Below are 22,095 nucleotides of genomic sequence, written 5' to 3'. Positions count from 1 at the left end.
GCGCCTTACCCGGGCTACCCCCGCTTAACGCAGCGCAAGCCGGGGAAATTCCCAGCTTGCGGCAGCTCATCGTCAGAAGTCGTAGCGCAGACGCACCAGGTTCATATCGCCCAGATCATCGGTGCTGGAGGTAAACACGTGCTCGTAATCAACACGGAAACCGTAATCCAGCTGGAAGCTAATACCCAAACCGTTATCAATACGCTGATAGTTGCGGCCATTCACATACTCCAGGCGGTCGCCCATAAAGTACGGCTGAATAGATTTAACAGCGTATTGATTGATCGGGAATTTATAGCCGGCAAAGTATTCAATACCCCAGGCATCGCCGGCGAAGTAGTTATGAACATCGGTTTTCTTGGTAGTCAGGAAGTTCTGATACCAGCCGCCGCCGAAGGAGAAAGTCCAGTTATCCGGGGTCCAGCTCAGCGCGGTACCAACAATATTCTGGTCATAGGTTTTGCTATCGGAGCTTGACGGGTCGCGCATTTCGGCGCGGGTGTAGTTCCACGCGGTACCCCAGGTCAGGTCCTTCATGATGTGGTAATCCGCACCGATAGAACCGCCGCCTTTACGCTTGTAGCGTAGGCCATTACCCGGCAGATATTCGCTATCTTCAAACAAATAGGATCCGTACAGATCGACATCGCCCACGGTTTTCTTATATTTCAACATATTGCGTGAACGATAAGAACCATCGTAGTCGCCATTGATACCGTTACCCGGGGCCTGACCAATCATATCGTAGTCCCAGATATCGGTTTTCACGCCGACGACATCATAGTAAATACTGTTCTGCTGACCGTAGGTTAAGGTACCCCAGGTATCACTCTTCAGACCGGTATAGAGCATACGACGGGAGGTATTGTTCGCCCCTTCCGCGTAGTGATTGTCCCAATCGAACAGCGCCGGAATATTGACGCCCAGTTCGTAGTAGCTGATCCAGCTAATATCATCAAACAGATAGTAATCAGCCGCAAAACGGAAACGGGTGCCGCCATCGAAACCGTTACGCTTGTAGGAACCTTTATCGCCATCGCCGGTCATCATATTGAACTGCGGACGAATACTGCCGCCGACGGTAAAGTTAAGGCGACTTAACGGATCGCCCGCCTGCGGATCTTGTTTCAGCAGCGTAATCTCAGCCTGGGATGCAAAAGAGGTTAACGCTAATGCTGCGCCGATCGAGATCGCCAGCGCTTTTATTTTATGTGCCATGCTTTTTCCTTGAGTAATAAGCAACCTTATATTTGCCAGTTGAATATTAACTGCGAATTAGCACGACGTGTTGTTGGTTTTTTAATGTTTTGTGCGCTTAAAAATCAAGGAATTATCATTTTGTGCCGTTAAAATAAAAGCGCCACGAAATTGCGCGGCGCTTCATAAAAATGAAATCTATTTACTGGTTAAATTGTCGGAATAACGCTTTGCCTTTTAATAAGCGTAATCCCAACCATCCGCCGCATAATGATAATAAAATAGCGCCTGAGAGTGGCAGCATAACCCACAGCCGCCAGTCCGGCGTCCATGGGAAATCAAACACTTTTGTTTGCAGCATCGCCAGCGCTACCTCGGCGCCAATGGCCGCCACCAGCCCCGACACCACGCCAAGCAGGGCGAACTCCGCCCACAGCGTGGTACGCAGCAAGCTTTTTCCAGCCCCCAGCGTCCGCCAGACGACCAGCTCTTGATGCCGCTGACGCATCCCGACCTGCACCTGAGCCAGCAGCAGTAATACGCCGCAGGCGGTGACCAGCACCACCATGACTTCCAACGCCCGACTTACCTGCGTCAATACCTGGCCGACCTGGCGCAGGATGGCGCCGATATCCAGCAGGCTAACGGTGGGGAACTCGCGGTTAAGCTGGGTCAGCATCGCGTTGCCATTATCCCAGCGGAAGCTGGTGAGCCAGCTTTGCGGCTGCCCATCCAGCGCCCCTGGCGGGAAAATAAAGAAGAAGTTTGGCCGCAGGCTCTCCCAGTCAACTTTGCGCACGCTGGTCACCTTAGCGTTAAATTGCTGGGTGTCGCCGGTAAAGGTGACGCTATCACCGATCCTGACGCCCAACCGCTGCGCCAGCCCCTCTTCAATTGACACCTCGCCCGCCTTCGGCGGCCAGCTCCCGGCCACCAGCGGATTATGATCCGGGCGCTGCTCGCTCCAGGTGAGATTCAGTTCGCGATTCAGCGCTTCGTCTTTATTCCCTTCCGTCGTCTGACCGTTAATCTGCGTCAAACGCGCGCGCACGATGGGATAAAACTCCGCCGCCCGGGTCTGGTGTTCGGCCAGGAATGTCTTCACCGGCACAACCTGTTCGGGAGCGATATTAATCAGGAAGTAGTTCGGGCTTTCCGGGGGTAACTGCTGCTGCCAGCGTTCGAGCAGATCGCCGCGTAACACCAACAGCAGAGCCAGAAGCATAAACGACAGTGAAAACGCCGCCAGTTGGCTCAGCGTTGACCACGGCTGGCGCAACAGGCGGTTCACCGCCAGGCGTAGCGGTAACGCTTTCAGCGTTAAGCGCTTGAGCAACCACAGCAAGGCCCAGCCTACCAGCCCGCACAGCAGCGCCAGCACCAGCGCCCCGACCAGCACCGACCATAGCAGCGGACTACCGCCCATCAGCCAGGCTAGTCCGCCCACGACAACCGCGCAGACCACGGGAATATAGTGTTTCAGCGGCCAGACGTTAGCCACCACATCTTGCCGTAATACCCGTAGCGGCAGGGTCGCCAGCAGCAGCCGATAGGGCCGCCAACCAACCAGCAGCGAAATTACCACCATCGCGCCGATAGCCCATAGCCACGGCCAGCCGCTGGCCGGCGGCAGCGCGGCGGGCAGCACCGGTTTAAGCATCAACATCAGGGCTTTTTCCAGCAGCAGCCCCATCGCGCCCCCCGCCGCCACCGCCAGCGCCAGCAACATCAGCCACTGACCGACGATAAGTTTACGTAGCTGCGCCCGCCCGGCGCCCAGCGTCTTAAGGATGGCGACCAAATCATAGCGGCTGCGGCAGTAATGCCCCATCGCGACCGCTACCGCAGCGACCGCCAGCAGCAACGTTAATAACGCGGACAGCAGCAAAAATTGCTGCGAGCGTTCCAGCGATTTCCCCAGCGCGCTATCATCCTGCTCCAGACCAATCCAGCGATGTTCCGCGCCAAGTTTCGGCAGCAGCCACCGCTCGTAAGCCGCCAGTTGCTGCGCGCTACCGGCGAACTTATAGCGCCAGGAGACGCGGCTGCCGGGCTGTACTGCGCCGGTTTTCGCCACGTCGGCGATATTCATCAGCAGCCGCGGCGCCATCTGGAAGGGGTTGAAGCCGGCGTCAGGCTCCTGAATGACCTCGCCAGCGATGCGCAAAGTAGCGTCGCCAACATCAATGTTATCGCCGGTTTTTAGATTCAGCAGCGCCATCAGCCTTGGGGCCAGCAGGACGCTGCCGCGCTGCGGTTTTAATCCCGCCGGAGCGGTCTCCAGCGTACCGTACAGCGGGTAGCTATCATCAACCGCCTTCACGTCCGCCAGCTGCGGGGTATCTACAGCGAAAGTCATGGTGGCGAAGCTCAGCTGTTCGCCCACGGTTAACCCTAGCGTACGCGCCTCGGCGATCCACTCGGCGGGCACTTCGCGCGAACTGCGCAGAGTGCGATCCCCGGCCATAAAATCGCGGCTTTGCTGGCTCAACCCTTTTTCCATACGGTCGCTGATTGAGCCCAGCGCCAGCACGCAGGCCACCGCCATGCTTAATGCCAACCAGACGATGAGCAGCGAAGGCGAGCGCCATTCGCGCCAGAACCAGCGGGCTATCATGCTTCCTCCTGCAACTTGCCATCCACCAGGCGTAAGCGACGATCGCAGCGCGCCGCCAGTAGCGGATCGTGGGTCACCAGAATCAGCGTGGTGCCGTGTTCGCGGTTAAGCGAGAACAGCAGATCGGCGATTTTATCGCCGGTATGACGGTCAAGATTGCCGGTCGGCTCATCGGCAAACAGCAGCGCCGGACGGCCGTTAAAGGCGCGGGCCAGCGCCACCCGCTGCTGCTCGCCGCCGGAAAGCTGGGCCGGCAAATGGTGCAGGCGTTTGCCAAGCCCCAGCTGTTCAAGCAGCGCGCGCGCATCGCCACGGCTCTGGCTATCGCTGGCGCCGCGCAGCAATGCCGGCAGCTCGACGTTCTCAAGGGCGTTTAACGTCGGAATCAACATAAACGATTGAAAGACAAAACCTACGTGCTTTGCGCGTAGCATCGCCCTCGCCTCTTCATCCATCTGATGCAGCGGTTGCCCCAAAAGAGACACTTCGCCGCTGCTCCCATCATCAAGCCCGGCGAGAATGGCCAGCAACGTGGATTTCCCGGAACCAGACTCGCCAATCAGGGCGATGGTTTGCCCCGGTTTGACAACCAGCTCAACTCCGGTAAGGATGGACAACTGATGCTCTCCCTGACCGACGGATTTCTTAAGATGATGAACTTCAAGTATGTTTTCCGCTGGCATTTGCCTTTCCTGTTTATGGTTCTGTTTACCTGTCGCGCGATGGCGGCGGATACGCTGTTAGTGCTTGGCGATAGCCTGAGCGCCGGCTATCGAATGGCGGCCAATACGGCCTGGCCTGCTCTGCTCAACGACAAGTGGCAGGCCAAAACGACAGTGATCAATGCCAGTATCAGCGGCGACACCTCGCAGCAGGGACTGGCGCGCCTGCCGGCGCTACTGAAGCAGCACCAGCCGCGCTGGGTGCTGGTGGAGCTGGGCGGCAACGACGGGCTGCGCGGTTTCCCGCCGCAGCAAACGGAGCAGACGCTGCGCACCGTTATTCAGGATATCAAAGCGGCGAAGGCCCAGCCGCTGCTGATGCAAATACGCCTGCCCGCTAACTATGGGCGCCGTTATAATGAAGCCTTTAGCGCGATTTATCCGCAACTGGCCAAAGAGTTCGATATTCCTCTGCTGCCCTTTTTTATGGAGGAGGTTTATCTCAAACCACAATGGATGCAGGACGACGGCATTCATCCTAATCGCGATGCGCAACCGTTTATTGCCGACTGGATGGCAACCCGGTTGGCTCCCTTAGTTAATCATGACTCCTGAACGCCGGGAGTCATTCACAGGTAAAGTTATGCAAAAATCGGTTTTAGTTACAGGATGTTCCAGCGGAATTGGCCTCGAAAGCGCCCTTGATTTAAAGCGCCAGGGCTTCCGCGTACTGGCCGCCTGCCGTAAGGGGGAGGATGTCGCTCGTATGCAGGAACTGGGTCTGACCGGTATTTTGTTGGATCTTGATGACCCGCAAAGCGTCGAAAATGCCGCCGCCGAAGTCATCGCGCTGACCGATAACCGCCTGTATGGCCTGTTCAATAATGCAGGCTACGGCGTCTATGGCCCGCTCACCACCATCAGCCGTCAGCAGATGGAACAGCAGTTTTCCGCCAACTTTTTTGGCGCCCATCAGCTCACCATGCTATTGCTGCCCGCCATGCAGCCGCACGGCGAAGGCCGCATCGTGATGACCTCTTCGGTGATGGGCCTGATTTCCAGCCCCGGTCGCGGCGCCTATGCCGCCAGTAAATACGCGCTGGAGGCGTGGTCCGATGCGCTGCGTATGGAACTCCGCCACAGCGGCATAAAAGTCAGCCTGATTGAGCCTGGGCCAATCCGCACCCGCTTTACCAACAATGTTAACCAGACCGGCGACAAGACGGTAGAAAATCCCGGTATTGCCGCGCGCTTTACGCTCGGCCCGGAGGCGGTGGTGGAAAAAGTGCGTCATGCCTTCGTCAGCGACAAACCGAAACTGCGCTATCCGGTGACGCTGGTCACCCACGCAGTAGGCTGGTTAAAACGCCTGCTACCGGCCCGTGCGATGGACAAAATTATCCAGGGCTGAGTTGAAGCGCTGAATGTCGCCCCCATCTAAAACAGAAATCGACCAACGAGATACGCTCATGTCCGAACAGAATATTGTCAATATTACCGAAGCTAATCTGCAGCAGACGCTGCAGCAATCCATGAATGCGCCGGTGCTGTTTTACTTCTGGTCCGCCCGCAGCCAGCACTGCGAACAGCTGACGCCGGTGCTTGAGCGCCTGGCCGCCCAATACCACGGTCAGTTTACGCTGGCGAAGGTAGATTGCGACGCGGAGCAGATGCTGGCCTCGCAGTTTGGTCTGCGCGCGATCCCAACGGTGTATCTGTTCCAGAACGGCCAGCCGGTAGATGGTTTTGAAGGCCCGCAGCCGGAAGAAGCCATCCGCGCCCTGCTGGATAAAGTGCTGCCGCGCGAAGAAGAATTGAAAGCGCAGGAAGCGCTGGCGCTGATGCAGGAAGAAAAATACGCCGACGCGCTGCCGCTGCTGAAAGAGGCCTGGCAGTTGTCTAACCAGGATAGCCAGATTGGCCTGCTGCTGGCGGAAACGCTAATTGCCCTGCAGCGTTCCGATGAGGCCGAAGGTGTGCTGAAAACCGTGCCGCTGCAGGATCAAGACACCCGTTATCAGGGGCTGGTGGCGCAGATTGAACTGCTTAAGCAGGCCGCTGATACCCCGGAAATCCAGCAACTTCAGCAGCAGGTCGAGCAGAACCCGGACGACGCGGCTCTGGCGTCTCAGCTGGCGTTGCAGCTGCACCAGGTCGGGCGCAACGAAGAAGCGCTGGCGCTGCTCTTCACGCATCTGCAAAAAGATTTAGGCGCCGGCGATGGCCAGGTGCGCAAAATGCTGCAAGAGATCCTCGCGGCGCTCGGCACCGGCGACGCCCTGGCGGCGAAGTACCGCCGCCAGCTGTATTCACTGCTGTATTAATCAGAGGCGCTGACCCGGATAGCGCTACGCTTATCCGGGCTACAGATTACGCCGTGGTAGCCCGGGTAAGGCGTAAGCCGCAACCCGGGAATACTTACGGGCGCTTTTTCAACTGCGTCACCACCAATTGATGGCGGGCATTGAAGAACTTCCGGTAGGTCAGATAACCGGCAATAATCGTCGACAGGCTGGCGGTCGATAGCAACATAAACGTGACCATAATCTGATACTTAATCGCCTTCACCGGGTCAATCCCGGCGAAAATCAGTCCCGACATCATGCCCGGTAAACTCACCAGCCCGACCGTTTTCGCCGAATCTACCGTGGGAATCAACGAAGCGCGTATGCTGTCGCGAATCAGCCGCGCGGAGGCCATCTTCGGCGTCGCGCCGAGGCTTAGCTTCTCCTGAATCTGCTGCTGCTCACTGTTAAAACGCTGGCCCATATTGTTGTAGCACAGTCCTACCGCCACCATAGCGTTACCGGCCACCATGCCGGCAATCGGAATAACCTGCATCGGCACAAAGGCGATCGACCCCGAGAAGACCAGTACCGCCAACGTTAGTCCAGCGCCGGTGGTAATAGCGATAAACGATGAAATAAAAGCTTTATCGATATATTTACTGCGCTTCTTCGCATTCCACGCCGCGTTGAAGCAGATAAACAGCACCATCAATAGCGTCAACACCGCATGGTTGACGTTAAAGATATATTTCAGCACGTAGCCGACGATAATTAATTGCACTATCGCCCGGCAAATACTCCAGATGATATCTTTTTCCAGCGCTAGCTTTTCTCGATAGCTGACGACGATCGCTACCAGCACCAGCACCATCGAGAGCGCCAGTGATTCGTTAGTAATATTATGCCCGTTCATTTTTCACCTCCTGCATTTTCCCGCCGGCAGGCTGTAGCGTAATGACTTCATCAGCATGGGCAATTTCGTTCTGGTCGTGAGTGACCCACAGAATGGCCATCCCTTTTTCCGTCGCGTAGCGATGAATAATCTCGTTAACGTTGCGCTTATTACTTTCATCCAGCGCGCTGGTAATTTCATCAAGCAGCAAAACCTGCGGTAGAAACTGCAAATTACGAATGAGCGAGACCCGCTGCTTTTCACCGCCGGAAAGCTCATTAATGGATTTCTCCAACGTGTTATCCGCCAGCCCGAATCGTTCGAGGTCGGCAATCAGCGCTTTAGGATCCGGCTGTTTGTTGCGGATCTGCCATGGGAAGACCAGGTTGTCATAGACCGAATCGCCGAATAGCGCCGGGGTTTGCGCGCAGTAAGAGACCTGCTGGCGATAGTTTTCTGGCGTCAGCGTAGTGATATCTTTGTCATTGAAAAAAATCTCTCCGCTGGTCGGGCTCAGCAGCGAGGCGATAATTTTCAGCAGCGTACTTTTGCCGCATCCGGATGGCCCGGTAATCAACTTAAATTCCCCGGCCGCAATCCGGAGATCGATATTATTCAGGATGACCGCGTCGTCGGTTTTAAAACCAACACCCTCGAGACGTAAAATCGCGTTATTTTCCTTCATTATATGTCCAGTTTATTTCCTCAAACCCAGACAGTTTACTCCAGTTTTCTTTCACCGGAACAAGGAGAAAGTTATACTCTGTTTAAACATGCGCCATTTCGCTGCGGCGCCCATCAGGCAACAAGACAGGAGGTTTTTGATGCTGATTTTTATCCCCGTTCTTATTTTTGTCGCACTGGTCATTGTGGGGGCGGCAGTAAAAATCGTGCCGCAGGGATATCAATGGACCGTCGAACGCTTTGGCCGCTATACGCAGACGCTGCAGCCGGGCTTAAGTTTAGTGGTGCCGTTTATGGACCGCATCGGCCGTAAAGTGAACATGATGGAGCAGGTGCTGGATATCCCTTCACAGGAGGTCATCTCCCGCGATAACGCCAACGTCACCATTGACGCCGTGTGCTTCATTCAGGTTATCGATGCGCCAAAAGCCGCCTATGAAGTCAGCAATCTTGAGCTGGCAATCGTCAATCTGACGATGACCAATATTCGTACCGTGCTCGGCTCGATGGAGCTGGATGAAATGCTCTCCCAGCGCGATAGCATTAACACCCGCCTGCTGCATATCGTCGACGACGCCACCAATCCGTGGGGGGTAAAAATCACCCGCGTCGAAATCCGCGACGTTCGTCCGCCTGCGGAACTTATCTCCTCAATGAACGCCCAGATGAAAGCCGAGCGAACCAAACGCGCCTACATCCTGGAAGCTGAAGGGGTGCGCCAGGCGGAAATTCTCAAAGCCGAAGGCGAAAAGCAGTCGCAAATCCTCAAAGCCGAAGGTGAACGTCAGTCAGCCTTCCTGCAGGCGGAAGCCCGCGAACGTTCCGCCGAAGCGGAAGCCCGCGCCACCCAGATGGTCTCATCGGCAATCGCTTCAGGCGATATTCAGGCGATTAACTACTTCGTGGCGCAGAAATATACCGACGCGCTGCAGCAGATTGGCGCCGCCAACAACAGCAAAGTGGTGTTGATGCCGCTGGATGCCAGCAGCCTGATGGGCTCGATAGCCGGGATCGGCGAACTGCTGAAAGAGAGTAGCGCCGAGCGGAAAAAATCATGATCGCCCTGATCCTCGCCCATCCGCATATTTTCTGGCTGACCCTTGGCGGGCTGTTGCTGGCGGCAGAGATGCTCGGCAGCAATGGCTACCTGCTGTGGAGCGGCGTAGCTGGCGTCGTCACCGGCCTGCTAATATGGGCTATTCCACTCAGTTGGGAATGGCAAGGGACGCTGTTTGCCGTTCTTACCCTGCTGGCGGCCTGGCTGTGGTCAAAATGGCTGCGTAAACGTATGAGGCAGCAGCGCCCCGCCGACGCGCAGCTTAACCAGCGCGGCCAGCAGCTGGTTGGCCGTCGTTTCACTCTCGACAACGCGCTGGAAAACGGTCGTGGCCACGTCCGCGTCGGCGATAGCTCCTGGCCGGTGATTGCCGATGAGGACCTCGCGGCGGGCAGCAAGGTTGAAGTGGTCGCCATCGAAGGAATTACCTTGCGGGTAAGAGCCGCCGTCCGTTAAGCCTGCGCTTTGCGGTGACAGCAGCCGGAGAGGTTATCCATTATTGGGCAATCCGCGCTGTCATCGCCTGGGCAGGCGTCCGCCAGCGCCAGCAGATGCGCGCGCATGTTTTGCAACTCGCGGATATGGTTCTCAATATCCGCGACTTTCTCCAGCGTTCTTTTTTTCACATCGGCGCTGTGCCGCGACGGATCGTTGAATAACGCCACCAGCTCGCGGCACTCCTCCAGATTAAATCCCACCTGCCGCGCCTGGCGCAGCAGCGTCAGTTCATCCAGATTCTTCTGACTATAGGTACGGTAGCCGTTATCGCTACGCAGCGGCGCCGTCACCAGCCCTTTCTCTTCGTAAAAACGAATCACTTTGCTGGTTAAGCCGGTTTTTTTCGCCACATCGCTAATATTCATTTTTCCCCCTTGACCTTCCCCTTGCTGGAAGGTTTAACCTTCTTAATACTCGATGAAAGAGTGTGTTCGGTCAATCATTAACCGGAAATTATTCAGGAGTTATTTATGTCTAACACTATCGACCTGACGCTTGATGGCCTCTCCTGCGGCCACTGCGTTAAACGCGTGAAAGAGAGCCTCGAACAACGTCCCGACGTTGAACAGGCTGATGTCACTGTTACCGAAGCCCACGTCACGGGCAGCGCCAGCGCTGAAGCCCTGATTGAGACCATCAAACAAGCCGGATACGGCGCGGAGCTCAGCCACCCAAAGGCTAAACCGCTGGCAGAATCATCAATCCCGTCGGAAGCACTGACAGCGGCCACTCCCGAGCTTCCGGCAGCCCATGACGAGGATGACAGTCAACAGCTGCTGATCAACGGCATGAGCTGCGCCAGCTGCGTTTCCCGGGTACAAAACGCGCTTGCCGCGGTGCCGGGAGTCTCACAGGCGCGGGTAAACCTGGCGGAACGCACGGCGCTGGTAATGGGCAGTGCGTCCGCCGCCGAATTAGTGCAGGCGGTGGAAAAAGCCGGCTACGGCGCGGAGGCTATCGAAGACGACCTCGAACGCCGCGAACGACAGCAGGAAACCGCCATCGCCACCATGAAACGTTTTCGCTGGCAGGCGATTGTCGCCCTGCTGGTCGGCGTACCGGTTATGGTCTGGGGCATGATCGGCGATAACATGATGGTCAGCGACGACAATCGATCGCTGTGGCTGGTCATCGGCCTTATCACCCTCGCGGTGATGGTCTTCGCAGGCGGTCACTTCTACCGCAGCGCCTGGAAAAGCCTGAAAAACGGCACCGCCACCATGGATACGCTGGTCGCCCTGGGGACTGGTGTCGCCTGGCTATATTCAATGAGCGTCAACCTGTGGCCGCAGTGGTTTCCGATGGAAGCGCGCCACCTGTATTACGAAGCCAGCGCAATGATCATTGGTCTTATCGACCTCGGCCATATGCTGGAAGCCCGCGCGCGCCAGCGCTCCTCGAAAGCGCTGGAAAAACTGCTCGACCTGACGCCGCCTTCGGCACGCGTCGTGACGCCTGAAGGCGAGAAAGATCTGCCGCTCGCGGAAGTTGAGGCGGGTATGACGCTGCGCCTGACCACTGGCGATCGCGTTCCGGTTGACGGCGTGATAAGCCAGGGCGAAGCCTGGTTTGATGAAGCCATGCTTACCGGCGAACCGATACCGCAGCAAAAAGGCGATGGAGACGCCATTCATGCCGGTACCGTGGTGCAGGACGGCAGCGTGCTGTTTACCGCCAGCGCCGTCGGCAGCCAGACCACGCTGGCGCGGATTATTCGCATGGTGCGCCAGGCGCAAAGTAGCAAACCGGAAATCGGCCAACTGGCGGATAAAATCTCGGCGGTATTTGTTCCGGCAGTGGTAGCCATTGCGCTGATTAGCGCCGCTATCTGGTACTTCTTCGGCCCGGCGCCGCAAATCGTCTATACCCTGGTCATTGCCACCACGGTACTGATTATCGCCTGTCCATGCGCGTTAGGCCTGGCAACACCGATGTCGATTATTTCCGGCGTTGGCCGGGCGGCAGAATATGGCGTTCTGGTGCGTGACGCCGATGCTCTGCAGCGCGCCAGCGAACTCGATACGCTGGTGTTTGATAAAACCGGCACCCTGACCGAAGGCAAGCCGCAGGTGGTGGCCGTGAAAACCTTTGCAGGGGTTGATGAAACAACCGCGGTGCGTCTTGCCGCCGCGCTCGAGCAGGGTTCGAGCCATCCGCTGGCGCGGGCGATCCTTGATAAAGCCGCCGATAGCACTTTACCGGAGGTAAGCGGCTTCCGTACCCTGCGCGGGCTCGGCGTCAGCGGTGAAGCGGAAGGCCATCGACTGCTGCTCGGCAACCAGGCGCTGCTTAACGAGCAGCATATCGCCACCGCCGAGCTGGAAAGCGAGATGACGACACAGGCCTCGCGCGGCGCCACGCCGGTACTGCTGGCGATCGATGGTCAGGCCGCCGCGCTGTTCGCCATCCGCGACCCGCTACGTGAAGATAGCATCGACGCGCTGGCGCGCCTGCATCGTCAGGGCTACCGGCTGGTCATGCTGACCGGGGATAACCCGACCACCGCCAATGCCATCGCCAAAGAAGCGGGCATTGATGAAGTGATAGCCGGCGTGCTGCCGGACGGTAAAGCCGATGCCATTAAACGTCTGCAGAGCGAAGGACACAAAGTGGCGATGGTCGGCGACGGTATTAACGATGCCCCGGCACTGGCGCAGGCGGATGTCGGTATCGCCATGGGCGGCGGCAGCGATGTCGCCATTGAAACCGCGGCGATCACCCTGATGCGCCATAGTCTTAACGGCGTGGCCGATGCTTTAGCGATTTCGAAGGCGACGTTACGCAATATGAAACAGAACCTGCTGGGCGCATTTGTTTATAACTCGTTAGGCATCCCGATTGCCGCTGGAATCCTCTGGCCGCTGACCGGTACCCTGCTGAACCCGGTGGTCGCCGGCGCGGCAATGGCGCTGTCGTCAATCACCGTGGTGAGTAACGCTAACCGCCTGCTGCGCTTTAAACCGAAAGAATAGGCACAGCCACAGGAAAACGGGCGCTGAGGTTACTCAGCGCCCGTTTATTTATTGGCGGCAATAAAAACCCGCGGGAAAGATGACGGCCACCACCAGATGCGCTAGCATGAATGCCTCACACTTCGGAGCGCGTATGGGCCTGTTAAACCGAATAAAAATGCTGTGGCGAGCCGCCGTCGGCTCGTCTTATTCCTGGCCTGCAATGGATATCGTCCTGCCCGGCGACCGTTATTTACACCTCGTCGGCAGCATCCATATGGGCACCCGCGACATGGCGCCGCCGCCGGCTAAGCTACTGAAAAAGATACGTCAGGCCGACGCCTTAATCGTCGAAGCAGATATCACCGGTAATGAAACGCCTTTCAGTAATCTCCCCTCTTATCCCCCGCTGGCTGAACGTCTGAGCGAAACACAATTAGCAGAATTACGCTCACGCGCCGGCGAACTGGGTTTGTCGGTCGATCTTTTCGATAGCCAGCCGCTATGGCAGGTGGCGATGGTGCTACAAGCCACTCAGGCGCAAAAGCTGGGGTTACGACCCGATTACGGCATTGATTATCAGTTGCTGATGGCTGCCCGTGAGAGCAACATAAGGGTAATGGAGCTGGAAGGCGCCGATAGCCAGATCGCGCTGTTACGCAATCTGCCTGACGGCGGTAAGGCGCTGCTGGAAGATACGCTGAGCCACTGGCGCACCAACGCCCGTTTACTGCAGGTCATGATCGGCTGGTGGTTGGAACAACCGCCGTCGCGCGGCGCGGAAACGCTGCCGACGACCTTCAGCCAGTCTTTATATGATGTACTGATGCATCAGCGCAACATAGCCTGGCGCGACACGCTGCTTGCCCTGCCGCCGGGGAGTTACGTCGTCGCCGTCGGCGCGCTGCATCTGTATGGTGAAGGGAACCTGCCGGATATGTTGACGTAAAAAAATGGCCAATATTGCTATTGGCCCGTCAAAGAGGAATTTCATCATTATTATTATCCCGGGATATACATCCCGGATCGTCTGATTGTCGCTCAAAGTGACCATCACTGCCAATACTATTGCGCAAGATGGTACTATTTTTTATACAACCCTCACGCGTATGCTGGTCATACGTTAGGTCGGTTGGTAAGAAGGATTACTATGACTCCCGCCGTTAAATTACTCGAAAAAAACAAAATTACCTTTCAGATCCACAGCTACGAACACGATCCTCAAGAGACCAATTTTGGCGATGAAGTGGTTCGCAAGCTGGGGCTCAATGCGGATCAGGTTTACAAGACGCTATTAGTGGCCGTTAACGGCGATATGAAACATCTGGCGGTCGCCGTCACCCCGGTTGCCGGTCAACTGGATTTGAAAAAAGTGGCCAAAGCGCTGGGCGCCAAGAAGGTAGATATGGCCGACCCAATGGTCGCACAGCGGATCACCGGATATCTGGTCGGCGGCATCAGCCCACTTGGGCAGAAAAAGCGTCTGCCGACGGTGATTGATGCCCCGGCGCAGGAATTTGCCACCATCTATATTTCCGGCGGCAAACGCGGACTGGATATTGAACTGGCGGCAAGCGATCTGGCGAAGCTTCTGGACGCGAAGTTCGCCGATATCGCCCGCCGCGATTAAGCACACCGTCCCGGATAGCGGCGCACGCGCCTTATCCGGGCCCCGCTAAGCGATGGCTTACTGCCAGCTGACCTCGCCCTTCGGCTCGTAGGCCGCCGCATCCAGCGGCGAGTTCTTCTCGATGTACTCTTTCAGCACCTCGGCATCGATAAAGCCGGTATTTACGTATCCCGGTTTATTATCGATGTGCGGGTAGCCGTCACCGCCGGTGGCGTTAAAGTTCAGCGTCGCCATACGGTAAGTTTTCGCCGGATCAACCGGTTCACCTTTGATTTTCAGATCGTTAAGCTTGCCGTCTTTGGCAACGAAACTGACATTGGCGAACTGCGGATAAGCGCCGGAATCCGGCTTCATCTGCGCGACGGCGGTCAGGTACTCAATCACCTCTTTACCGCTCATATCGACGTAAGTCAGCACGTTACCGAACGGCTGCACTTTCATCACGTCTTTATAGGTAATATCACCCGCTTCGATGGAGTCGCGAATACCGCCGCCGCTCATCACCGCGAAATCAGCATTGCTGCGCGCCATCTGCGCCGCCAGCAGCAGACGCCCCATATTGGTTTGTACGAAGCGAACTTTGCTGCGATCGCCTTCAAGATGGCCGTTGACGCTGCCTATTTTCACCTGTAACTGCGCCTTGCCTTTATTCTGGAACGGCGTTAACAGCGACAGCATCTGCGGGTTTTCGGCAATTTGCGGCGTATACAACACGCGCTCGCTCTGACCGTTGTCCCAGGTCACTTTCTTCTTCAGGTTGACCGGGATTAGCTGATAGTGCACCAGCTTCATCTCACCGTTGCGGAATTCAAAATCGGCGCGGCCGACATATTTTCCCCACTCGTGAGCCTGCACGATCCAGATGCCATTCTGGCGATCCGGCGCGCACGGTGTTCCGGGGACATAATCGACCTGCTTTTTATTCTCCGACGCCATGCATACCGGATCCTGCGAGTGGCCGCCGACGATCATCGCCAGCGATCCCGCAGGTAGGCTCCGCGCCATTTCAACGTCGCCCGGCGCGTTAGAGCCGTGATTGCCGTTGTCATAGTGGCCCATGTGGGTGGTCGCCAGAATCACGTCCGGCTTTTCATTTTGCTGTAATTCCTGGATAACCAGCTTGGCTTCTGCCGCCGGATTACGGAATTCGATATCGGTGAAATATTCCGGGTTGCCGATTTTCGCCGTATCATCGGTGGTTAAGCCAATCACCGCAATCTTCAGCCCGCCGCGCTTAAACAGCGCCCAGGGTTTAAACAGGCGTTCGCCGGTGCTTTTCTGATAGATATTGGCCGACAGGAACGGGAACTTCGACCACTTTTCCTGCTGGCGCAGCACGCTGAGCGGGTTATCAAACTCATGGTTGCCAACCGCCATGGCATCGTAGCCAATCAGGTTCATGCCGCGAAAATCAGGTTCTGCATCCTGTAAATCGGATTCCGGCACCCCGGTATTGATATCGCCGCCGGACAGCAGCAGGACGCTACCGCCTTCGGCCGCCACCTCTTTGCGGATACCGTCCACCAGCGTCTTCTGCGCCGCAAGGCCATATTCGCCATAGTCGTTGCGCCAGAAATGACCGTGGTGGTCGTTGGTGTGCAGGATGGTGATTTTATAGGTTTTGTCCTGCTCATAGGCCTGCGCTGACAGGCTTCCCAGCGATAAGGCGGCGAATAACGCCAGCGCCACGCCGCGTTTTAAATAATGCATGTTTCACTCCCTGACTTAATAACAAGTGCCGAAAGTATAGCGAGTCAGCCGCTTTGACAAATATGTTTTCAGAATTGCGACTTCCTTCAAACCTTGGGGACAGGTATGTTAGTCTGATAATAATTCTACCCGTCATACTTCAAGTTGCATGTGCGTTGGCTTTCCTCGCTCACCCCAGTCACTTACTAGAGTAAGCTCCTGGGGATTCTCTGTGTCGCCGCCTTCTTGCAACTCGAATTATTTAGGGTATCAACCTGCATTCTCTACAACAAATAGAACTCGCTGAAGTGAACCTATGACAACCAACCAATCCGCTCAGTCCTTACCCGGTACCGGCGCGCCGCCGCAAAAAGCGCGCACCTCATTTGGCATCCTGGGGGCAATCAGCCTCTCCCATCTGCTAAACGACATGATCCAGTCGCTCATCCTGGCGATTTATCCGCTGCTGCAGGCGGAATTCTCGTTAACTTTCGTGCAGATCGGCATGATCACCCTCACCTTCCAGCTGACGTCATCGCTTTTCCAGCCGGTGATTGGCTACATCACCGATAAACGCTCGATGCCGTGGTCATTACCGGTGGGGATGTGTTTCACCCTCTGCGGCTTAATTCTGTTAGCGCTGGCCGGCAGCTTCGGCATGGTGCTGCTGGCCGCTGCGCTTGTCGGCACCGGCTCTTCGGTCTTCCATCCGGAATCCTCACGCGTGGCGCGGATGGCTTCCGGCGGCCGTCACGGTCTGGCGCAATCACTATTCCAGGTTGGCGGCAACTTCGGCAGCTCGCTGGGGCCGCTGCTGGCGGCGGTGATCATCGCTCCCTACGGCAAAGGCAACGTCGCCTGGTTCGTGCTGGCCGCGCTGCTGGCGATCGTCGTGCTGTCGCAAATCAGCCGCTGGTACGCCGCGCAACACCGGATGAATAAAGGCAAACCGAAGCCGGTTATCGTTAATCCGCTGCCGCGTAACAAAGTCATCCTTGCCGTCTGCATCCTGTTAATGCTGATTTTCTCCAAATACTTCTACATGGCGAGTATCAGTAGCTATTACACCTTTTATCTTATGCATAAGTTCGGATTATCGGTGCAAAACGCCCAACTTCACTTGTTCGCCTTCCTGTTTGCAGTAGCCGCAGGTACGGTGATTGGCGGGCCTGTTGGCGATAAGATAGGTCGTAAATATGTAATTTGGGGCTCTATCCTCGGCGTGGCGCCATTTACCCTTATTTTACCGTACGCATCGCTGGAATGGACCGGGATCCTGACGGTGATAATTGGTTTTATCCTCGCATCAGCCTTTTCCGCTATCCTGGTCTATGCCCAGGAGCTGTTGCCGGGGAGAATCGGTATGGTTTCCGGCCTGTTCTTCGGATTCGCGTTTGGCATGGGCGGCCTTGGCGCCGCGGTGTTGGGGTTGTTAGCCGACCATACCAGCATCGATCTGGTCTATAAAATCTGTGCTTTCCTGCCGCTTCTTGGCATTCTGACGATATTCCTGCCTAATAACCATCAAAAAGCCTGAGTATCTGGCGGCCAAAGTGAAAGTTTGGCCGCCGCAATCCCTTATCCCATCAGCATTACGCCGCCATGACCTGCCGCCATTTTCCTGTCTGTGCTTTTTTCTGCCGTAATTCCAATTTTTCGCAAATTTCAATAATTATTCATAAACAAAACGAGCAAAAGTGTCATAAACTATTAATCGGTTTTTTGCTTTAAGTAGCGAAAATGGATCGGCTCACCACACGCAAGGAGACGGAATGCATCACGCAACACCGCTAATCACCACCATTGTCGGCGGCCTTGTGCTCGCCTTTATTCTCGGCATGATTGCCAATAAGCTACGTATTTCTCCACTGGTAGGATATTTATTAGCGGGCGTGCTGGCCGGTCCATTTACTCCTGGTTTTGTTGCGGATACCAAGCTTGCGCCTGAACTGGCCGAACTTGGCGTCATCTTGCTGATGTTTGGCGTCGGGCTGCACTTTTCGCTGAAAGATCTCATGGCGGTAAAGTCGATAGCCATTCCCGGAGCCATCGCCCAGATAGCCGTGGCGACGCTGCTCGGGATGGCGCTCTCTTCCCTGCTCGGCTGGTCGCTGATGACCGGCATCGTTTTTGGCCTGTGTCTTTCCACCGCCAGCACCGTGGTGCTGCTGCGCGCGCTGGAGGAACGGCAGCTTATTGATAGCCAGCGTGGGCAAATCGCCATCGGCTGGCTGATCGTTGAAGATTTAGTGATGGTACTGACGCTGGTGCTGCTGCCCGCTATCGCCGGAATGGTGGAAAAAGGCGATGTTGGGCTGGCATCGCTGGCGCTCGATATGGGTATTACCATCGGTAAAGTCGTCGCCTTTATTGCCATTATGATGCTGGTGGGCCGCCGTCTGGTGCCGTGGATCATGTCGCGCAGCGCGGCAACCGGCTCTCGCGAACTGTTTACCTTGTCGGTACTGGCGCTGGCGCTCGGCATCGCCTTCGGCGCCGTTGAGTTGTTCGACGTCTCCTTCGCCCTTGGCGCATTCTTCGCCGGGATGGTGCTTAACGAATCCGAACTCAGCCACCGCGCCGCTCACGATACGCTGCCGCTGCGCGACGCCTTCGCGGTGCTGTTCTTTGTCTCCGTCGGGATGCTATTTGACCCGATGATCCTGGTCGAACAGCCGCTGGCGGTGCTGGCGACGCTGGCGATTATCATCTTTGGTAAATCCGCCGCCGCTTTTTTCCTGGTACGTATGTTCGGTCACTCGCCGCGTACCGCCCTGACCATCGCCGCCAGCCTGGCGCAAATCGGGGAATTCGCCTTTATTCTTGCCGGTCTCGGCATGGCGCTGGATCTGCTGCCGCAGGCCGGACAGAACCTGGTGCTGGCCGGGGCGATAATTTCGATTATGCTCAACCCGGTGCTGTTTACCCTGCTGGAAAAATATCTCGATAAAACCGAAACGCTCGACGAACAGACGCTGGAAGAGGTGCTGGAAGACGAAAAACAGGTGCCGGTGGATATCTGCAACCATGCGCTGCTGGTCGGCTTCGGCCGCGTCGGCAGCCTGCTTGGCGAGAAACTGATGGCCCAGGGGATCCCGCTGGTGGTGATTGAAACCTCCCGCACCCGCGTGGATGAGCTGCGTGAGCGCGGCATCAGCGCCGTGTTGGGCAATGCCGCCAACGAAGAGATCATGAATCTGGCGCATCTCGACTGCGCCCGCTGGCTGCTGCTGACCATTCCTAACGGCTATGAAGCCGGTGAAATTGTCGCCTCAGCGCGGGAAAAATGCCCGAACATTGAGATTATCGCCCGCGCCCATTACGACGATGAGGTCGATTATATTACCGAACGCGGAGCCAATCAGGTGGTGATGGGGGAACGCGAAATCGCACGGGCGATGTTACGTCTGCTGGAAACGCCGCCGGCTGGCGAGATTGTTACCGGTTGATACGACGCCCCGCTCGCGGGGCGTACTCTTATCCACGGGATTAACGGTCCCAGTAGGCCTCTTCCAGACTATCTTCCCGCTCCGGCAGGCCGCGCGTTAAACGCGGCGAATGCTGATTCAGCACCTGATAGCTGACGCGGTTGGCGTATTTGCACACCTGCGCCAGCGATGAGTAGGTCAGCCATTTGCATTTATGCTTGCTGGAGTTCGGCACGTTATTACGATGGTAGTTATTGGCGGTGATATCATGCAACAACGCCGCCAGCGCGCCGTCGCCTGCGCCATTGGTGTTCATGATCTTCTCCGGGCCGCCCATATAAGGCGCGATGTGCGAATAGATACGCAGCGGATTAACACAATCCTGATGGCGCATCGCGCGGCTGAATTCATACTGGTTGAACTCGGCTATCGCCCCCGGCAGAAGTGGATGCTGCGTTTTACGCTTCGCTTCCTCTTCGGTGAAGCTCGCCATATAGAGACCCGCCGGTCCTGCGGTACATAGCACCAGGTCGACCCAGTCCAGCGCCTTATCCGCCGCGGTGAGCGGGTCGGCGATACCGGTCAGCGCTTCCGCTTCTTCTTCATTCATCGCCAGAATCGAAACGTGTTCCTTGAGGAACTGCTGCCACCATTGCGGGTTGTCGGCAATCACGTATTTCGTTCCCAGCGTCAGCACCACCGGCACATCATGCTTTTTGGCATACTCAATGGCTTTCATCGTCGCGTCCGGCATCGGCTCGCCCGGCTTACAGCGCACAAGGTAGGAGGTCAGCACCAGCGCGGAAGCGCCGGCAATCACCTCTTCCGGGATGCTTTCCGGACGCAGCTTGTTCATGTGGCCTGGACTGATGGCAAAGGTACGTTCGCCGCTATCGCTAATCAGCGTAAAACAGCGGCCAATGGCGCCATCGACGCCCTGCAGGTAGTTGAGATCGGTACGGCTGGAAGTATTGCACAGGTAGCGATAAGCGTAGCCGCCGATCTCAATGTTGCTGCACATCACGCCGAGCAGCACCGAGCGGTCGTCCGCCAGCACCGAATAATTGTGCATGGTATTGCCAATGGTGCCGCCGGCAAATTGATGGGTGATCAGGCCGTCGCGTACCAGTTCCTGATACAGCGCTTCGGCAACATCATCCTCAATCACCAGCGAATGACCGGCGCTCAGGCCGTAGCGTACGATAAACGCCTCATCCACTTTCGCTTCGATATCCACCAGCGTCTGGTCGATGCCAACCACCCAGGAGACGTTGGACTCATTTTCTGGCTGAATTTGTTGCAGCAGCGGATCGCGAGCGCTAACGGGGAAATAGTGTTTAGATTTGCGTTTACCGGGAAATTTCATAGTGGCGATTTAATGACAGGGAACAAGCGGGGAATAGTAGCATATTCCCCGCCACGCGCGCGATCAGCGATACGACGCGGTCAGGTTCACCATCATCTCAATATGCGCAGGATCGGCATTAAGCGCCGGAATATACTCATATTGCTTACCGCCGGCCTCAAGGAAAATTTCCCGGTTCTGCACCGCGATTTCTTCCAGCGTTTCCAGACAGTCGGCGGAGAAGCCCGGACAGATAACCTGAACGTGCTTTGTGCCCTTCTCGCCGAGCATTTTTAGCGTTTCGTCGGTGTACGGCGTCAACCAGGGTTCACGGCCAAAGCGCGACTGGAAGGTCATCATCACCCGCTCCGGCGGCAGCCCGAGCACTGAGACCAGCTCGCGGGTCGTTACCCGGCAGCGCTGCGGGTAATCATCGCCCTCATGGGCGTAGCGTTGCGGTATACCGTGATAGGAGAGCAGCAGCACATCCGGTTCGCCGTGAACGGCAAACGAAGCGCGCACGCTGGCCGCCAGCGCGTGGATATAGTCAGCGTCATCGGCATAGTCGCGGATAAACGAAACGCCCGGGATGGCGCGCTTTTTCGCGAGGATCCGCGCCAGTTCATCCCATACCGCCGCCACGGTAGAACACGAATATTGCGGATACAGCGGCAATACCACGATATGGTCAACGTCCTGAGCCAATAGCTCATCGACAGCGCTTGCCAGCGACGGCGAGCCATAGCTCATCCCCAGGGCCACCGGGACATCCGGTAATCTGGCCGCCAGCGCCTGCTGCTGCTGACGGCTATACACCATCAACGGCGAGCCTTCCGCCATCCATACGGACTGATAGAGTTTCGCCACGCGGGGAGCGCGAATCGGCAGTATGATGCCGCGCAGCAGCGGCCACCACAGCAGACGAGGCGTATCCACTACCCGTTTGTCGCTAAGAAATTGTCGCAGATAGCGCTTCACCGCATCGGGCGTGGGCGCATCGGGAGTGCCTAAATTGGCTAGCAAAATACCTGTTTTCGTCTGATGCATTACCGCCTCTTAACCATTTGAATCGCTGACAATTGTAGCGTAAATGGCGTTAAACGGAACCAATCATAGCAAAAGGTAGAAATGAGAGGTGTTCTCATCCTGCCGCAGCA

19 protein-coding genes are annotated in these 22,095 nt (G+C 56.6%); 10 read left to right on the top strand and 9 right to left on the bottom strand.

All coding sequences use genetic code 11. From position 1 onward, the window contains the following. Window positions 1-72: 72 nt before the first annotated feature. From PGQ95_RS03970 to ybbA, 3 genes are all read right to left on the bottom strand, one after another. Window positions 73-1,218, bottom strand: coding sequence for a porin (locus PGQ95_RS03970; RefSeq protein WP_087860342.1), 1,146 nt, complete (start codon window positions 1,216-1,218; stop codon window positions 73-75). Between the two features lie 181 nt (window positions 1,219-1,399). Beyond that, window positions 1,400-3,814 carry a putative ABC transporter permease subunit YbbP gene (gene ybbP, locus PGQ95_RS03965; RefSeq protein ID WP_411325646.1) on the bottom strand — a complete coding sequence of 805 codons (2,415 nt, stop codon included), beginning with the start codon at window positions 3,812-3,814 and terminating at the stop codon, window positions 1,400-1,402. Next, a complete protein-coding gene (ybbA, locus tag PGQ95_RS03960) occupies window positions 3,811-4,497 on the bottom strand; it encodes a putative ABC transporter ATP-binding protein YbbA (protein WP_430917004.1) in 687 nt (228 codons plus the stop codon). The genes ybbP and ybbA overlap by 4 nt, the downstream gene beginning before the upstream one ends. Between ybbA and tesA the strand changes: the two genes are divergently transcribed. From tesA to PGQ95_RS03945, 3 genes are read left to right on the top strand one after another with little or no spacing between them, the layout of a single operon-like run. Continuing rightward, a complete protein-coding gene (gene tesA, locus PGQ95_RS03955; protein WP_087860429.1) occupies window positions 4,465-5,091 on the top strand; it encodes a multifunctional acyl-CoA thioesterase I/protease I/lysophospholipase L1 in 627 nt (208 codons plus the stop codon). The two genes, ybbA and tesA, sit on opposite strands and share 33 nt — an antisense overlap. Continuing rightward, window positions 5,081-5,887: an SDR family oxidoreductase gene (locus PGQ95_RS03950; protein ID WP_162750175.1), complete on the top strand. Its 807-nt coding sequence runs from the start codon at window positions 5,081-5,083 to the stop codon at window positions 5,885-5,887. The genes tesA and PGQ95_RS03950 overlap by 11 nt, the downstream gene beginning before the upstream one ends. Before the next feature lie 58 nt (window positions 5,888-5,945). Next, a complete protein-coding gene (locus tag PGQ95_RS03945; protein WP_430917002.1) occupies window positions 5,946-6,800 on the top strand; it encodes a co-chaperone YbbN in 855 nt (284 codons plus the stop codon). A gap of 94 nt (window positions 6,801-6,894) precedes the next feature. On the opposite strand, the gene fetB is transcribed toward PGQ95_RS03945, so the two are convergent. Then, a complete protein-coding gene (fetB, locus tag PGQ95_RS03940; RefSeq protein ID WP_430917000.1) occupies window positions 6,895-7,677 on the bottom strand; it encodes an iron efflux ABC transporter permease subunit FetB in 783 nt (260 codons plus the stop codon). Beyond that, entirely contained in the window at window positions 7,664-8,341 is a 678-nt protein-coding gene (gene fetA / locus PGQ95_RS03935) for an iron efflux ABC transporter ATP-binding subunit FetA (RefSeq protein ID WP_087860346.1), read from the bottom strand. Before fetA ends, fetB begins: the two co-directional genes overlap by 14 nt. A gap of 139 nt (window positions 8,342-8,480) precedes the next feature. On the opposite strand from fetA, the gene PGQ95_RS03930 reads away from it, so the two are divergent. Both PGQ95_RS03930 and PGQ95_RS03925 read left to right on the top strand, forming a co-directional pair. Continuing rightward, window positions 8,481-9,398 (top strand): SPFH domain-containing protein, encoded by a 918-nt coding sequence (locus tag PGQ95_RS03930; RefSeq protein ID WP_020079443.1) that lies wholly within the window; start codon window positions 8,481-8,483, stop codon window positions 9,396-9,398. Further along, window positions 9,395-9,853 (top strand): NfeD family protein, encoded by a 459-nt coding sequence (locus PGQ95_RS03925; RefSeq protein ID WP_430916998.1) that lies wholly within the window; start codon window positions 9,395-9,397, stop codon window positions 9,851-9,853. The genes PGQ95_RS03930 and PGQ95_RS03925 overlap by 4 nt, the downstream gene beginning before the upstream one ends. On the opposite strand, the gene cueR is transcribed toward PGQ95_RS03925, so the two are convergent. Next, window positions 9,850-10,260 (bottom strand): Cu(I)-responsive transcriptional regulator, encoded by a 411-nt coding sequence (cueR, locus tag PGQ95_RS03920; RefSeq protein WP_430916996.1) that lies wholly within the window; start codon window positions 10,258-10,260, stop codon window positions 9,850-9,852. The two genes, PGQ95_RS03925 and cueR, sit on opposite strands and share 4 nt — an antisense overlap. A 105-nt stretch (window positions 10,261-10,365) precedes the next feature. Here cueR and copA point away from each other — a divergent pair, with 105 nt between their 5' ends. From copA to ybaK, 3 genes are all read left to right on the top strand, one after another. Next, window positions 10,366-12,867 (top strand): copper-exporting P-type ATPase CopA, encoded by a 2,502-nt coding sequence (copA, locus tag PGQ95_RS03915; protein ID WP_430916994.1) that lies wholly within the window; start codon window positions 10,366-10,368, stop codon window positions 12,865-12,867. Between the two features lie 133 nt (window positions 12,868-13,000). Continuing rightward, entirely contained in the window at window positions 13,001-13,795 is a 795-nt protein-coding gene (locus tag PGQ95_RS03910) for a TraB/GumN family protein (protein WP_348854135.1), read from the top strand. 201 nt (window positions 13,796-13,996) lie between these two features. Next, window positions 13,997-14,476, top strand: coding sequence for a Cys-tRNA(Pro)/Cys-tRNA(Cys) deacylase YbaK (ybaK, locus tag PGQ95_RS03905; RefSeq protein WP_015367897.1), 480 nt, complete (start codon window positions 13,997-13,999; stop codon window positions 14,474-14,476). A gap of 57 nt (window positions 14,477-14,533) precedes the next feature. On the opposite strand, the gene ushA is transcribed toward ybaK, so the two are convergent. Further along, window positions 14,534-16,186 carry a bifunctional UDP-sugar hydrolase/5'-nucleotidase UshA gene (gene ushA, locus PGQ95_RS03900; protein WP_271032006.1) on the bottom strand — a complete coding sequence of 551 codons (1,653 nt, stop codon included), beginning with the start codon at window positions 16,184-16,186 and terminating at the stop codon, window positions 14,534-14,536. Window positions 16,187-16,481: 295 nt separating this feature from the next. Here ushA and PGQ95_RS03895 point away from each other — a divergent pair, with 295 nt between their 5' ends. Both PGQ95_RS03895 and ybaL read left to right on the top strand, forming a co-directional pair. Beyond that, window positions 16,482-17,702 (top strand): MFS transporter, encoded by a 1,221-nt coding sequence (locus tag PGQ95_RS03895; RefSeq protein WP_045393513.1) that lies wholly within the window; start codon window positions 16,482-16,484, stop codon window positions 17,700-17,702. Between the two features lie 235 nt (window positions 17,703-17,937). Next, entirely contained in the window at window positions 17,938-19,614 is a 1,677-nt protein-coding gene (gene ybaL, locus PGQ95_RS03890) for a YbaL family putative K(+) efflux transporter (protein ID WP_015367901.1), read from the top strand. A 40-nt stretch (window positions 19,615-19,654) separates the two neighbouring features. Here ybaL and PGQ95_RS03885 read toward each other — a convergent pair whose 3' ends face one another. Then, window positions 19,655-20,959: an inosine/guanosine kinase gene (locus PGQ95_RS03885; protein ID WP_015367902.1), complete on the bottom strand. Its 1,305-nt coding sequence runs from the start codon at window positions 20,957-20,959 to the stop codon at window positions 19,655-19,657. Window positions 20,960-21,022: 63 nt separating this feature from the next. Next, the gene (hemH, locus tag PGQ95_RS03880) at window positions 21,023-21,985 is read right to left on the bottom strand and encodes a ferrochelatase (protein ID WP_087860353.1); all 963 of its coding nucleotides are present in this window, start codon (window positions 21,983-21,985) and stop codon (window positions 21,023-21,025) included. Window positions 21,986-22,095: the final 110 nt, after the last annotated feature.

The organism is Klebsiella sp. 141240, assembly GCF_050600805.1.
GTDB lineage: Bacteria > Pseudomonadota > Gammaproteobacteria > Enterobacterales > Enterobacteriaceae > Klebsiella > Klebsiella aerogenes.
This window is presented reverse-complemented; position numbering and strand designations above follow the sequence as displayed.